The organism is Micromonospora sp. NPDC049107 (assembly GCF_040648595.1).
In the GTDB taxonomy this organism is placed as follows: domain Bacteria; phylum Actinomycetota; class Actinomycetes; order Mycobacteriales; family Micromonosporaceae; genus Micromonospora.
In genome coordinates this window covers 163,273-177,980 of the sequence record NZ_JBEZEC010000008.1, presented here as the reverse complement: position 1 = coordinate 177,980, position 14,708 = coordinate 163,273, and the positions used below count along the sequence as shown (strand labels likewise).

Below are 14,708 nucleotides of genomic sequence, written 5' to 3'. Positions count from 1 at the left end.
GGACAAGGCGGCTAAGCGAAAGCTAAGAGAGCATCGACGGACGGTGACGAGCCCGCCGCTGGCCGGTCAGGGTTCGACGACGAGCGGGTCGCCGATCCGTATCGGTCCACTGTCGACGGGCACCACGTTCAGTCCGAACAGGAGCTTCTGGCGGATGTTGCGGTGGCGGCCGAGGGTGCGTAGGGGCTCCTTGGCGCGTACCCCGGTCTCCTGGTCGGTGGTGGTGACCACGCAGCGGTCGCACGGCCCGGCGGCGCGCAGCCGCACGTCGCCGACGCGCAGCGACCGGCCCGCCCACCCGTCCTCGGCCCAGGCCGGCGCTCCGTCGACGACCAGGTTGGGCCGGAATCGGGTCATCGGCACCGGCTCCTCCCCCGCGTCGGCGAGCCAGCCGTTGAGGGCGTCGAGGGAGCCGGTGCTGGTCAGCAGCAGCGGGTAGGCATCGGCGAAGCTGACCTGGTCGCCGGTGTCGTACTCGCGCCCGGCGGCGGGCAGGTGTCGCGTCGGACTGGCCATCCAGACCAGCCGGACGGGACGGCCGAGGAGCGCGCCGAGCCAGGCGTCAGCGGCCGGGCCGGCGTGCAGCGCGGGGACGGAGGTCGTCCGGCTGCGGAAGGTCCGCACCCGCACCGGCTCGCCGCCGGCCGGTTCCGGCACGTCGAGGTCGGGCCTGCCGTCGGCGCGCAACACCAGGCCGCCGGGGCGCACGCTGGCCCGCAGGCCGACCAGGCGGGTCGTGTCCCGCTGGGTGACGCCGACGCCGTCGGCGTCCACCACCATCCAGCGTCGGTCGCCGGCCAGGCCCCACGGCTGCACGAACGCGCCGTCGTGGTCGAGCCGGTGACAACCCTTGACGGGGTACGTGTGGATCGAGGTCAGCCGCACCCGGTAACCATGACATGCCGATGCCGTCGCCGGGATGCCGGTGGTCGGAGGGGCTCTCGCAGGCGATGGCCCGTCGGAGCTTCGTTGCGTCCACGGCTGCTTCGCACCAGGTTGGGCCACTGCCTGTCGAGAAAAAACTTTCAGTCGCCAAACGGACCCGGATAGGCACCATTGGGGGTACATGGCTGGAACGTGAAATCAGTAGCATCGCGCCCATGCAGTATCGCCAGGAGTACGCGGAACCCGAGACTCAGCAGATCGCGGCGCAGTCACCCACCGAGCCGACTGAGCCGACGGAAGAGGCGCGTCCGAAGCGTCGCAGGTGGAAGAAGATCGCCCTGATCACGCTCGTGGTTCTGGCGCTTGTCGTCGGTGGCGGCGCGGTCGCCGGAGGCCTCTACTACCGATCGATCAACAACGGGATCGAACGGGTCGACGCGTTCGACGGTGTGCCCGAGGCCGAGCGTCCCCAGGTGGCCGAGAAGGCCAAGGGCGCCATGAACATCATGATCCTCGGCAGCGACTCGCGTGACCCGGAGAGCGACGACGGCTCCCGCACCGACACGATCATCCTGGCCCACCTTCCGAAGGACCGGTCCAGCGCGCAGCTCATCTCCATTCCTCGCGACACGTGGGTGAGCATCCCGAAGTCGGCGCAGGGGCGGGGCGGCCGCGACGCGAAGATCAACGCCTCGTTCGCCTGGGGTGGCGTTCCGCTGATGGTGCAGACGGTGGAGAAGTTCACAGGCGTACGGGTCGATCACGTGACGATGGTCGACTTCGGTGGCTTCAAGGAGATCGTGGACGCCCTCGGCGGCATCGACGTGGACGTGGAGAAGGGCTTCACGACGCTCTACGCGCTCAACGGCAGCCGTACGTTCAAGGCGGGCCGGCAGCGGATGGACGGTGCCGCGGCGCTCGACTACGCACGAGAACGCCACGCCTTCGCCGACGGCGACTTCGCCCGGATCCGGCACCAGCAGCAGGTCATCAAGGCGATCCTGGACAAGGCGGCATCCGGCGGGACGCTGGCCAACCCGGCCAAGCTCAACTCGTTCGTCAAGGCCACGGCGGACGCGGTGGCGGTGGACAAGTCGCTGAACCTGCTCGACCTGGCATCCGAGCTGCGCGATCTGCGCAGCGGCAACCTGACGTTCCTGACCTGTCCCACGAAGGGCACCGGCATGATCGGCAGCGAGAGCGTGGTGCTGGCCGACAAGGAGAAGGCCGCAAGGGTCTTCGGGGCGGTGCGCAGCGACAACGTGCCGGAGATCCTGTCCTCGGCACAGTAGGACATCGACGTTCATCTGCCGACCATGGTGGCGCGTCCCGACCGATCGTAGATTTCGGTCGCCGTTCTGGTCGTGGGAAGTGACTGGGGCGTTCACGGGGGAGGTCCACAGTGTCAGGCCAACCGGCGACAAGCCGTACGCCAACGCCGCCGGTCGCCGAGGGGCCGCTCGAGTTGCCGGGCGACGGCGCCCGGCTCTTCGGCGCCCCGCCAGTCCCGCACACCCGCGAGCCGGAGGCAACCGGGTCGAGCACCACCGCCGTGCTGCCCTACGCCCGGTCCCGGACGTCGTCGCGCATCCGATGGGCGCGCGCGTGGATGATGACGGCGCCGGTGGATGCCGTGGCGCTCGTCGCACCGCTGTTGCTGAGCCACACCTATTGGCGCGGGACGCTCGCCAACGCCGTCCTGACGGTGGCCTTCTTCGCCGCCGGCGGCCTCTACCGACCCCGGCGGCACGTGAGCATCCTCGACGAGCTGCCCGGCCTGTGCGGGCGGCTACTGGCCTCCGCGGCCGTGGTGGCGATCATCGCGGCGGAACGCCACTCCTCGGTGGCGTACGTGGGCGGCTTCATGCGGGGCGTCGCGCTGTCGGCGGGGCTCGTTATCCTCGGGCGCGCGACCAGCCGGGCGTTCATCGTCCTGTCGCGCAGCCGTCGTTGGATCGAGCACAACGCGATAATCGTCGGCGGCGGGCCGATCGGTGTCGAGCTCGCTCGGCTGCTGCGCCGCTACCCGCAGTACGGTCTGCGGTTCGTCGGCTGCGTCGACGCGCCGTCGCGTGCGGGCAGCGGGGTGCTTCCGTTGAGTGGCACGCTCTCGGACCTCGATCACCTCGTCCGGTTGTTGGAGTGCGAGGTGCTGGTCATCGCCGACCCGGACTGTCCGGAGTCCACGCTCATGGAGACGCTGTTGCGTCCCCGTAGTTCCCGTTGTGACCTCTGGGCGGTGCCGCGCCTGTGGGGATCGCGATCGCACAGCGGCTATCCGGACCACATCGGCGCGTTCCCGATCGTCAAGATCGCGGACATCTCCCTCACTGGTCCCCGCTGGGCGATCAAGCGCGCATCGGACATACTGTTCGCCGCGGTCGCCCTGCTCCTGTTGAGCCCGCTGCTGCTGCTCTGCACCATCGCCACGTTCGTCGACGGCGGCCCGGGGATCTTCTTCCACCAGGAGCGGATCGGCCGGTACGGCAAGCCGTTCAAGGTCATCAAGTTTCGGTCCATGCGACCGGTGGACGAGCAGGAGTCGCAGACCAACTGGTCGATCGCCCACGACCAGCGGGTCGGGCCGATCGGTCGGTTCATGCGCCGAACCTCGCTCGACGAACTGCCGCAGCTGTGGAACATCCTGCGCGGCGACATGAGCGTGGTGGGTCCCCGGCCCGAGCGGCCGCACTTCGTCGAGAAGTTCTCCGCCGAGTACCCGACGTACGCGGCACGCCACCGCGTCCCCGTGGGCCTCACCGGACTCGCGCAGGTCAGTGGCCTGCGCGGAGACACGCCGATCTCTGACCGGGCGCGGTTCGACAACTACTACATCGAGAACTGGTCGCTCTGGTTGGACGTCAAGGTGGTGCTGCGGACGGTCGCGGAGGTGTTCCGTGGCGGCGGTAGGTGATCTGCCGAGCCTGACGCCGGAGGGTCTCCGGTCGACGCCGGTACGGCGGTTGCGGGTGCCGAACCGTTCGGGTAGACAATGCCAGCGGCGTGGACCTCGTCGTACCCGCCTGCGCGGCACACCGTTCTGGGGAGACGAGTGAAAAGCGTTTCGTCGTTTCACGCCGAGCGGTCGTCGCCGAACGACCCCGACCCGGAACGCTCCCCCAACGTACCCGCACCCGGCTTGCTCCGGCGGCTGTTCGCACCGGAGCGCCTCTACATCGCGGCACTGGGGCTCACGGGCCTGGCGGCGGTCGTGTCGGTGGCGCTACCCGCCGCCGAGCGCGGCGAACTCTCCGCCAACATGGTGAGCGCAACGTTGGGCGCGGCCGTCGGCGGGCTGTCGCTGGACACCTTCCTGCTGTCCCGTCCGGCCGGGTGGGTCCTCTCCCGTGGCCGCGTTTGGGTCCTCGCGATGCTCGTCATCTCGGTGCTTCTCTCCGCTGTCGCCGCCGCGCTGCTGACGGCTCTGGGCGGAATCGGCAGCTACCTGATCGGCGTGGGCTCCGCCGCGGCTCTGACCGTGTTCAACACGGTCTCGTCGATCGCGTTGCGACAGAAGGGCTTCCTTGTCGTCTACTCGATGCGGGCGGCAAGCGGGGCGGTCCTGGTCGGCGGTTACCTCGCGCTCTACGCCGCCGGGCGCCTCGACGGCGACCTGTGGAGCATGGTCTGGCTCGCGGTCCAGTGGGTCGGCGCGCTCGCCGTGTGCGTCCTGGTGCTGGGGATGGTCCGGCGCGTCGGCCCCGCGCCGGCACCGACGGCTGACGCTCTGGACTACCGCTCCGACCTGCGCGCGGTCGGCAACCTGCACACCGGAATCTTCGCGCAGATGATGACGCTGCGGTTCAACCAGATCCTGGTGGCCAGGTTCGTCGGTGCCGGTCCGCTCGGCGTGTACGCCCTGGCCGTCGCGGCGTTGGAGTTCGCACAGGCCGGTGCGGTGGTGCGCGCCCAGCGGATCCTCGCCGAGCGGGACGTCGACGCGACGACACACCGGGCCGGCCCCGTTGTCCGGGCGGCGGTCCCGGTGGCCTTGGCGGCCGTGGCCGCGCTGGCCGTGTTGGGTTTCCTGCGGCCGGAGTACCGGTACGCCTGGATCCTGGGGCTCTGCCTCCTGCCGGGGACGCTGGCCGCCGCGGCCGGCAAGACCTGGAGTTCCCTGCTGTTGAAGAAGCGTGGCGAGAAGGCGACGACGGTCGCGGCGGTCAGCACGCTGGCCGTCGCGATCACCGCCTACTTCGGGGTCATCCCCTGGGGTGGCGTGGTGGGAGCCGCGCTCGCCTCATCGCTCGCCTACGGCGTGCACGCCTTCATCTCTCGTGCGAGCCTGCGCCGGTCGCGGCCGCGAAGTCCTGGGACGGTTTGAGTTGGATGTCTCCATTGTGGTCCTCGCCTGGGAAGACTACGACCGCACACGTGCCTGCGTGCTGTCTCTGCCCCGCGAGGCGGAGATCGTCGTCGTCGACAACGGAAGCTCCGAGGGTATCCGACAGGCGCTGAGCGAGTTCTGCGCGCAAAAGGGCGTCCGCTACGTGCAATCCGGCAGCAACCTCGGCTACGCGAGAGGGATGAACCTGGGCGTCCGGCACACCACCAGGACGAACGTCATCCTGTCGAACAACGACATCATCGTGCACGAGGGCGCCGTCGAGCGCCTGCTGGAGGCGTTGGACGATCCAGCCGTGGGTGCGGCCTTCCCGGGTGTCGTCACCCCGTCGGGCGTCGCGCAGACGGAGGGCGGTCGCTTTCTGAGCGTGCCCGTCGGGCTCGCGCACGCCACCGGCCTGAGCTTCGTCCTGCCGAACCTGCGGATCATCGCGGAGCCCGCGAAGGCCGACTGGCTGACCGGGCCGTTCGTGGCTCTGCGGCGAAGCACCCTCGACGCGATCGGCGGCGTCGACGAGACGTCCTTCTTCTACGGCGAGGACATGCGCCTCTGCTGGGCGGTGCGGCAGCGGGGCCTGCGCCTGGCGTACCGGCCCGACGCGGTAATCATGCACGAGGACGACGCCACCGCCAAGCGGCGCTGGACCGAGGAGGAGATCTCCCAGCGACGGACGCGCGAGTTCATCCGGGCCACCCGGCAGATGGCCGGCTGGCGGGGTCGGGTCGCCAGCGCCGCCTTCGTGGTGGGGGTGCTGCTGCGGGCGGCCGTCGGGCCGAATCCGGTGCGCCGAGCCATCGCCCGGGGCGCTGTCGAAGGACTACGTTCCCGATGAAGGTGTTGTTCGTCTGCACCACCGGCGGCTCCGGCCGGCGTCAGTTCGGCGGCGCCGAACGGATCCTGACGGAGATCATCCCCGCGCACGCGCGGACCGGAGTCGACGTCATCGCCGCCACCTCCGACGACGAGGTGGGCGCCTCCCTGCGGGAATCCGGAGTTCCGTGGGTCGACATCAGCGCGACCAGTCGGGTCGACCTGGGGTACGCCCGGGCGCTTCGGCGTCTCGTCGACGAGGTCAAGCCCGACGTGGTCTGTGCTCACCTGCTGTCCGCGGCGATGCACTGCCGGGCGGCGCTGGCCACCGAGCGCCGCGGTACGCCTCTGGTGGTCACCATGCACACCAGCCTGTGGCAGTTCCGCGACACGGCACCCTCGCTGAAGCGCAAGGCCAGCATCCAATCCAACATCACCCTCGACCTCGTCATGCGTCGTCTGCGTCCGCACGCGAGCGTGGCCGTCTCAGAGTTCGAGGCTGACGAGCTGCGCAACCGTGGCCAGGTCCAGGACGTCCACCTGATCCCCAACCCCCTCCCGGCGACCTGGCCGGCGTCTGCACCGCCACGGATGCCGGAGGGAACCCGTCCGCTCGTGGTGGGCTACCTGGGCCGGGTGGAGCCCGAGAAGGGCGTCGACCTGATACCCGACGTGGCGTCGCTCATGGCGGACGCCACCTTCCAGGTCGCCGGCAGCGGAGCGCTGGCGCTCGCTCCCCGACCGAACCTGGAACTCGTCGGCCGGGTCGATGCCGCCGACTTCCTCCGCCAGATCGACTGCCTCGTCGTACCGTCCCGGGTCGAAGCCTTCGGCCTGAGCGCTCTCGAGGCGATGTCCCTGGGCGTACCGGTGGTCCACTCGGGCGCGGGAGGTTTGGCCGAGGTCACCCGACACGCGGCCGGAACGCTGGCGTTCCAGAGCGATCTCACACCCTCGTCGATAGCCGCCGCGATCCGCCATGCCGTCGGAGCGACGACTGCGGAGCAGCGGAGCGCCGTCGCGGACTGGTACGCGAAGGAGTACGCCTTCGACAGGTGCGTCCAGCGGTGGCAGAGCCTGTACCGGTCACTCCTCACGAGGAACGCAAAATGATCATTCAGAAGTACCTGACCGTCGGGCTCTGGGCGGCCGCGGTCGCCGTCGTCGTACCGCTCTTTTTGGTCAACCCGGCAGCCGGGGTGGTGGCGGCGTTCGCCGCCGTCGCGGTCATCGCGGTGCGGTCGGCCATGTGGCTCGCGGTCTGTTCCGCCGCGTGGGCGCTCGTCTTCCTCGCGGTGATCACGGTCCCGGGGCCGTACGACTCCCCGGCGGGCCGCGCCGTCATCCCGGTGCTCGGGGTCTTCGTCGCCTGTTTCCTCGCCGCCTGGTACGCCGGTCGGCGGCTGGCCGAGCGGGGCCGGCCGGCCGCCGCCGTGGAGCCGCCGGCGGGGCCGCCACTGTGGTGGATCCAACCAGCGGGGCAGGACCGGCTCGCCAGCCCTTCGTTCGGCCGCGCGAACCGGTCGACCCGGCCGACACTGCAGTGGCCTGCCGACCGCCGCCTGACCGGCTTCCTGCTGGTCGTGCTGCTCATCGCGATCATCGGAGGCGCGCTGAAGTTCGGCGGTGAGGTGCCTCCACTCTTCGCCGAGAACCCGGACGTCGCCCGAGCCGAACTGGGCCTCCGGTCGAACATCGTGGTGGGTCTGCTCGCGGAGGCGTGGACGCTCGGTATGGCGATCTCACTGCTTCGGGCGCTCAACGGCAGGAGCGAGGCCCGCTGGCGCTACCTGCTCCTGGTCGTGGTCTTCACGTTCGGGGCGGCTCTGGGCGCCAGCAAGAACTCGGTCCTGGTCGGAATCGTGCCGGCACTTGTCGCCGCGCTCTCCACCCGGCGCGAGTCGGGCGGGATGAGTGCCCGTCAGCGGCAGGTCGCTGCTCTGGTGGTGGTCCTGGTCGGCCTCGGCGTGGTGGGCGGCGCGGTCTACCTCGGCGGGCAACGCACCCTGGCCGGCACCGGCACCTTCGAGGACCAGTTTCGGGCCCAGTACGGCGGCAACCCGATCTACACGAGCGTCGGATCTCTGGACCTGTCGCTGAGTTCTTCGGTGGAGACGTTCGGACGGCTCTGGGAACACCGGGAGGAGTACGACCCGGCATGGGGTCGTTACTCGCTGACCTTCACCGGCTCGGTGGGCGAGCGACTCCTCGGACCGGTCGACCTCTACAAGATCACCGGTGGGCTCAGTCAACCGTTCTACATGAACACCGCGACCTTCGTGGCGGTGCCGTTGATGGACTTCGGGCCGGTCGGCGCAGGACTCGTGCTGGCCCTAACCGGGCTCGTCGTCGGCTTCGCCGAGCGTCGGCTCAGCGACACCAACAGCCCGGCGCACCACATCGGACGCGCCTTCCTCATCTACTACGCCACCTTCGGCATCTACGAGTTCTACCCGGTCATCCAGCCGTTCTGGCTCTCTCTCGTGCCCGGCATCGTGGCGTTCTACCTGGTCAGCAACCCGTCCAGGCTGGCGATGCCGGCCTGGCCCAAGGTGGTGATGCCGACATGGAAACGCTGACCGTCGTCACGGTGCTCTACCGGTCCGCCGGCATGCTCGCCGACACGCTGCCGACCTGGGTACGCAGTGCCGACCGTCTCCCGGTGCGGTTCCTCTTCGCGGACAACTCGCCGGAGGACGGCTGCCGGAAGGTCATCGCCGACTGCCTGGACGACGACCGCTACGACTACCTGCCCGACGCCTCGAACCCAGGCTTCGCGACCGGTTGCAATCGGGCGGTGGCGCAGACGGCCACGAGCCACGTCCTCCTGCTGAATCCGGACGTCTGGCTGCCCGAGGACGCGCTGAAGCGGATCTGCGCCGCCATGGCCGAGACGCCCGCGCTGCCGATCGCGGTCGGTCTGGCGATGCACGGCGGCGAGTACGTCGGCATCGACCTGAACCCGATCTCGCTGTTCATCGATCGCCCGGCATCCGCGGTACGGGGGCCGTTGGGTCCGTCGGGTGGCGCGGCCGTCTTCCCGACCGAGCTGTTCCGTCGGTTCGGCGGCTTCCACGAGCAGCTGTTCGCCTGGGGTGAGGACGCCGACCTCGCCTTCCGTCTCTACGCGTCCGGCGTGCGCACACGTCGGTCGGAGCTGGTGCTGCCGCACGCCGGAGGCCACAGCGTCGAGGGCGACCACAAGCTCCAGGCGTTCCGCGCCTTCCTGCTCGCCCGCAACCGGCTCATCGTCGCGGCGCGCACCTTCACCTGGCCGTTGATGATCGTCGCGACACCCGTGCTGGCCCTGGCGCACCTCGCGCTGGCCGTACGCCGGGCACGACAGGGCCTGCTGCGGCCCTTCCTGCGGGGAATGGGCGAGGGCCTGCGTGGAGGGCTGCGCGCCCGACGCCAGTGGCAGGGCGACCGGTTCGGTTTCGCCGCCCTGTTCAGCTACTTGACAGTTCGGAGAGCGTGATGACAGGACGTCGCTGGAGTGTCGTGACGGTCACCTACAACTCGGCGGAGACGCTGCGCGCGTGCTGGCGCGGCGATGCCCGGCCGTACGAGTGGATCGTCGTCGACAACTGCTCCTCCGACGATTCGGCCGGCGTAGCCCAGGAGATGGGCGCCCAGGTCATCCGCCTGCCGGAGAACGTCGGCTTCTCCCGCGCCAACAACATCGGTCTGCGCCAAGCGGCGGGCGAGTACGTCCTGTTCGCCAACCCTGACCTCGAGATCACTTCGACCGAGGGCTTCGAGGTGCTGCGGCGGCACCTCGACGCGCACGGCGGCCTGGCCGCGCCGCAACTGCTCTCCTCGGACGGCGTCGTTCAGCCCAACGGCCGTGGCTTTCCCTACGCCACCGCCAAGCTGGGCAACCGGAAACTGTGGCCGTTGTCCCGGCTGCACGCCTCGTACCGGATGACGGCCGAACCGGGCACGGCGGTCTGGGTGGCCTGGGTCATGGGTGCCGCGGTCGCCGCACGGACCACCGACTTCATCGACCTGGGCGGCTGGAACGAGAGGTTCTTCCTCTACTACGAGGACCATGAGCTCGGTCTGCGCGCCTGGCGCAACGGGCTCCCTGTGGCGCTGCTCGGCGACGTGCGGTGGACACACCACTGGGGCCGGGCGACGAACTCGTTCCGCTGGTCCCGGGCGCACACCCTGGAACTGCGCAGCGCCCGGACGTTCTTCGGCATGTTCCCGGAGTTCCTGACGGGACTGCCGCCGGCACCACGCCGGCATCGGCAGGCGGCGCGGCTGGTCGGTTCGCCGGTGCCGGTCGTGAACGACAGCGCGGCCCAGCCGGTGAACGCGCCGGGCCAGCGGGCGACGACCTGAAGGGGGCGCGTTGGCAGTGACCACCGCCGACGCTCGGGACACCTGGGCGGTCCCGTCCGGCAGCCGCGACCGGGTCGCGCGGCTCGGCCGGAGCTTCGTCCGCGGCATCTGGTTCTTTCCGGCCCTGCTCACCGTCCTGTTGACGTTGCTGACCGTCCTGCAAATCAGCGGGTCGTCGATGGGCGTCTACCAGTCGATGCTGTACGGCTCGCAACCGGACGCGAACCTGCTGCTCAACGCACCGCAGCCGATCCGATCGGACGAGTGGGCCGTCAACACCCAGCTGACCATCGCCCAGGACGCCGCCGGCTACCCCCGGATAAACCCGAACATGGGTCAGGGCGCGGACGTCTCCCTGGTCGTGGACGTGCCGTACCGGGACTGGTCGGCGGCTTTCAAGCCGCACAACCTCGCGTTCCTGGTTCTTCCGCTCGACTACGCCTTCGCGTTCAAGTGGTGGCTGATGGCGGTGCTGCTCATCCTGAGCGCCTACTTCTTCGTCCTGGTGCTGATGCCGGGCCAGCACTGGCTAGCCGCCGGTCTCTCGTCGACACTCTTCTTCAGCCCGTTCGTGCACTGGTGGTACCAGTACATCACCCTCGGGCCGCTGTACTACGCACTGTTCATCGCGACGGTCTTCGTCCTTCTGCTGCGGTCGACCCGCCTGCTCGCCACCGTCGCCTGGGCGGCGTTACTGGCGTACCTGCTCACGTGTTTCGCGCTGGTCCTCTATCCGCCCTTCCAGATTCCCTGTGCCCTGGCGCTTGCCGCGTTCTGCGTGGGCCATCTCATCGAGCGGTACACCGTGCCACGAAGTCCCATGCTGCGGCCGCTGGCCTTCGTGGCGGCAGCGCTCCTCGTCGCCGGCCTCCTGGTCGGGCTCTTCGTCGGCACCCGGCTGGACGCCATCAACGCGGTGCTGCACACCGCCTACCCGGGGCAACGGCTCACCCGAAGCGGCGGCTTCGACCTGGCCCACCTGCTCTCTGGACACACCAGCTTCGGCCTGGAGTCGGGCAGATCAGCGGCGCAATACAGCATTCCGGACAAGGGGCTGACCAACCAGAGCGAGAACTCCAACTTCCTGCTCATGCTCCCGTACCTGTGCGTGCCGTGCCTCTATCTGCTGTACCAGTCGTACCGCGCCAGACGCGTCGTCGACTGGCCGCTGCTGCTCGTCAACCTCGCATTCCTCGGAGCACTCGTCCGGCTGTTCGTACCCCATCTCGACTTCTTCGGCAGGCTGCTGTATCTGGACCGGGTGCCGCACACGCGATTGCTCATCGGCATCGGCCTGCTCAACTTCATCGGGCTGGTGCTGTTCGTCCGGCGGCTCCGCGACCAGCGGTCGACTCTGCCGGGGCGCACCGTCATCATCGGTTACACACTCGCGCTCCTGCTCGTCCAGGCGTTACTCAGCCTGCACGTGGCGCAGACATCCCCCGGCTTCCTGGGCCTCGGCGGCTTCGTCCTGTCCCTCGTCCCCGTGCCGTTGGTCGTCCATCTGGCACTGCGCCGCCGCTTCGTCTGGGCGACATCGGTTCTCCTGGCGTTCTCGGTGGCCATGACGGCCTTCATCCATCCGCTCTACCGGGGCACCGCCACGTTGACCCAGACGCCGCTGTCCCGATCCATCCGGGCCATCGCCGCCGAGGATCCGGATGCCGTGTGGACGGCGGAGGTGGGCATCGTCCAAAACTTCCCCACCATGAACGGCGCCCGGTCACTGTCCGGTGTCTACGCGTACCCGCAGCTGACGTTGTGGCGGACCGCCGACCAGCAGGGCCAGCAGGAGTACATCGTCAACCGCTACGCGCACGTCTGGTTCACCTTCGACCGGAACCCCGCCGTCATGTCGACGACCACCTTCACCCTCACGGCACCGGACCACTTCCGGGTCAACACCGAGCCGTGCGGCCCCTTCCTCCGCCAGCATCGCGTCAAGTACCTCGTGACGGGCACCGAGATCAACGAGTCGTGCCTGAAGCTGCGGGCCACGGTCCGCTATCCGGAGGCCACGTTCCTCATCTACGAGTTCTGGTGAACGGCGGTCAGCTGTTCCGATGCCACAGATCGCGCAACGCGTCCCAGTTGCCGGCGATCCCGGCCTCACACGGGGTCTCGAAGTACACCGCGCCCAGCCGGTCGTCCCGGTCCCACCAGATGCCGCACATGACCGGCCCGTTCCCGGGGTCGCCGGCGTACTCGACGTAGCTGCCGGTTGCTCCGCTGGAGCCACCCGTGGTCCGCGCGCCCTGCCTGATCCCCGGTGAGAGGGTGCCGGCGAGGAAGGCGAGCTGCTCACGGTAGGCGCGTGCGGCGTCCTTCGTCGTCGTGGACTCGAAAAGTGCGAAGTGGACGAACACGTTGCCGTACCGACAGAAGACATGCCGCTTCTCGTCCTTCGGCAGCTTCGGACCGCCGGCCTCCCGGTCCGAGGCGCAGTCGCCCATCCGGGCGAGCCAGGGCTCGGCGAGCGGCACCAGATCGGGGTCGAACTTCGCCTTGTTGAGGGCGTACTGGGTCTTCTCGAACAGCGGCACCGGAGGGCTGGCCGCAGGCTGCGTCTCGGGCTTCGTGTCACCACCGAGGGCACCGCCACCGAGGAGCCCGGCGCCGGCGGCCACCACCGCGGTCAGGACGAGGGCACCGACCCACAGGCCGGTCCGACTCCGCGGCGGGCGCGCCACCGGCGCGATCCGCCGTCCGCCCGAGGACGAGAGCGGATCGAACGACGGGATCGGTGCGGCGTTGGAGGCGTACGCCGGGGACTGCGGCGCGGCCTTTGCCGGCGTCGGCGCGGGGGAGGCCGGCGCTGCCGACACCGGTTGCGGGGACGCGGACACCGGCTGCCCGGAGACCGGGTTGGCGTGCACCGCCCACGGCAGCTGCGGCGGGTACGCCAGGAGTTCCGGAGCGCCGGAGACCGGGCTCGGCGGTCCGCTGGCCTGCTGCGGCACACCGGACACCGGCGGCGCGGAGACGGGCGGGGAGGAGGCAGGCGGGGCCGACGTGGGCGGGGCGGAGACCGGCAGGTCGGGCACGGGCTGGTAGTCCATGCCGAGGCTCTGGAAGAGCCGCTGCGGCGCGTGCCCCTCCTCGGCCCGGTAGGCCACCCACGGGTGGGCGGCGGACAGGTCGGCGTCCGCGTAGCGGTGACCGCCGACGGCCTGCGCCAGCGCGTTGGCCGCGTTGCCGAAGGCCACCCGCCAGCGCTCGTCGGACGCGGCCACGCCGTCCAGCACCGCCACGGTGGCGAACTGACCCTGCCCGTCCACTGCGGCCCAGGCCTTACCAACCTGGCACGCGCCCAGCATGTGCGTGTACCTGTAGGGGCTCTCCGGCTGCATGCCACTCCTTAGCTCAACCGCCGTGGATCCTACAGAGGTGTCGCCATCTCAGCGTGCCGCCCGCCGGCGGAGCGGCAGGGTGCGGCGCCCTTGCCTATTGAAAGTTTTCATGCATACAGTCACGATGTGAATGAAGGAGCGACGGCCGAGCAGGTCCTCGACCTGTTCGACGGGGTACGGCTCACCCCCACCCAGCGCCGGATCGCGCACTGTCTCGTGCAGCACGCGCCGACCGTCGCGTACCTCTCCGCCGCGGAGGTCGCCGAGCTGGCCGGGGTCAGCCAGCCCTCGGTCACCCGATTCGCCGTCGCGCTCGGCCACGACGGCTATCCGGCGCTGCGCCGCCGCCTGCGCGACCTCACCGCCAGCACGACCGGCGGCCCGGCGGACACCGCCAACGAGCTCCAGCAGGCGGTACGCGCCGAGATGGGCAACCTGGACCGGTTGGCCGGACAGCTCGCCGACACCGGCCGGATCGCCGAGACCGGGCGGCTGCTCGCGTCCAGCCGGCCGCTGCCGGTGCTGGGCCTGCGGGCCGCCGCGCCGCTGGCCGCGTACTTCGCCTACTTCGCCGCGAAGGTCCACCCGGACGTGCGGGTGCTCAACGACGGCGGCAGCCTGCTCACCGACCGGCTGGAGCAGGCCGCCGAGGCCGGGGCGTCCGCCGTGCTCGCCTTCGTGCTGCCCCGCTACCCCCGGGAAACCCTGGACGCCCTGCGCGACGCGCGTGCCGCCGGGCTGACCGTCGTGGCGATCACCGACTCGCCGGTCAGCCCGGCCACCGAACACGCCGACGTGGTGCTGCCGGCCGCCGTCGGCGCCCAACTCGTCTTCGACCTGCACACCGCCCCGATGACCCTGGCGATGGTCCTGTTGCAGGCGATCTGCGACGCCGCGCCGGCCGACACCCAGCGCCGCCTGGAGGCGTTCGAAGCCTCCGCGGCCCGCCGACAGTTGTTCCTCGGATGAGG

The 14,708-nt window shown here is 70.0% G+C and carries 12 protein-coding genes; 10 read left to right on the top strand and 2 right to left on the bottom strand.

Features of this window, described 5'->3' with window-relative positions; genetic code table 11:
* Nucleotides 1–66: 66 nt before the first annotated feature.
* Complete coding sequence (locus AB0B55_RS20820; RefSeq protein WP_357173067.1) at nt 67–885, bottom strand: MOSC N-terminal beta barrel domain-containing protein; 819 nt, start codon at nt 883–885, stop codon at nt 67–69.
* Between the two features lie 215 nt (nt 886–1,100).
* Here AB0B55_RS20820 and AB0B55_RS20815 point away from each other — a divergent pair, with 215 nt between their 5' ends.
* The 9 genes from AB0B55_RS20815 (at nt 1,101) to AB0B55_RS20775 (ending at nt 12,431) form a co-directional block, all read left to right on the top strand.
* Entirely contained in the window at nt 1,101–2,177 is a 1,077-nt protein-coding gene (locus tag AB0B55_RS20815) for an LCP family protein (RefSeq protein WP_357173064.1), read from the top strand.
* 317 nt (nt 2,178–2,494) lie between these two features.
* Nucleotides 2,495–3,799: a sugar transferase gene (locus tag AB0B55_RS20810; protein WP_357128029.1), complete on the top strand. Its 1,305-nt coding sequence runs from the start codon at nt 2,495–2,497 to the stop codon at nt 3,797–3,799.
* 138 nt (nt 3,800–3,937) lie between these two features.
* Nucleotides 3,938–5,209 (top strand): hypothetical protein, encoded by a 1,272-nt coding sequence (locus tag AB0B55_RS20805; RefSeq protein ID WP_357127634.1) that lies wholly within the window; start codon nt 3,938–3,940, stop codon nt 5,207–5,209.
* Nucleotides 5,163–6,062 (top strand): glycosyltransferase, encoded by a 900-nt coding sequence (locus tag AB0B55_RS20800; RefSeq protein WP_357173061.1) that lies wholly within the window; start codon nt 5,163–5,165, stop codon nt 6,060–6,062. Before AB0B55_RS20805 ends, AB0B55_RS20800 begins: the two co-directional genes overlap by 47 nt.
* Nucleotides 6,059–7,153, top strand: a complete 1,095-nt coding sequence (locus AB0B55_RS20795; protein ID WP_357173058.1) for a glycosyltransferase family 4 protein — start codon at nt 6,059–6,061, stop codon at nt 7,151–7,153. The genes AB0B55_RS20800 and AB0B55_RS20795 overlap by 4 nt, the downstream gene beginning before the upstream one ends.
* Nucleotides 7,150–8,619, top strand: a complete 1,470-nt coding sequence (locus AB0B55_RS20790) for a hypothetical protein (protein ID WP_357127640.1) — start codon at nt 7,150–7,152, stop codon at nt 8,617–8,619. The genes AB0B55_RS20795 and AB0B55_RS20790 overlap by 4 nt, the downstream gene beginning before the upstream one ends.
* The gene (locus AB0B55_RS20785; protein ID WP_357127643.1) at nt 8,607–9,518 is read left to right on the top strand and encodes a glycosyltransferase family 2 protein; all 912 of its coding nucleotides are present in this window, start codon (nt 8,607–8,609) and stop codon (nt 9,516–9,518) included. The genes AB0B55_RS20790 and AB0B55_RS20785 overlap by 13 nt, the downstream gene beginning before the upstream one ends.
* Nucleotides 9,518–10,387: a glycosyltransferase family 2 protein gene (locus AB0B55_RS20780; protein WP_357127646.1), complete on the top strand. Its 870-nt coding sequence runs from the start codon at nt 9,518–9,520 to the stop codon at nt 10,385–10,387. The genes AB0B55_RS20785 and AB0B55_RS20780 overlap by 1 nt, the downstream gene beginning before the upstream one ends.
* A 10-nt stretch (nt 10,388–10,397) precedes the next feature.
* Nucleotides 10,398–12,431 carry a hypothetical protein gene (locus AB0B55_RS20775; RefSeq protein WP_357127649.1) on the top strand — a complete coding sequence of 678 codons (2,034 nt, stop codon included), beginning with the start codon at nt 10,398–10,400 and terminating at the stop codon, nt 12,429–12,431.
* Nucleotides 12,432–12,438: 7 nt separating this feature from the next.
* Here AB0B55_RS20775 and AB0B55_RS20770 read toward each other — a convergent pair whose 3' ends face one another.
* Nucleotides 12,439–13,737, bottom strand: coding sequence for a hypothetical protein (locus AB0B55_RS20770; protein WP_357127652.1), 1,299 nt, complete (start codon nt 13,735–13,737; stop codon nt 12,439–12,441).
* Nucleotides 13,738–13,863: 126 nt separating this feature from the next.
* Between AB0B55_RS20770 and AB0B55_RS20765 the strand changes: the two genes are divergently transcribed.
* Nucleotides 13,864–14,706: a MurR/RpiR family transcriptional regulator gene (locus AB0B55_RS20765; RefSeq protein WP_357173055.1), complete on the top strand. Its 843-nt coding sequence runs from the start codon at nt 13,864–13,866 to the stop codon at nt 14,704–14,706.
* Nucleotides 14,707–14,708: the final 2 nt, after the last annotated feature.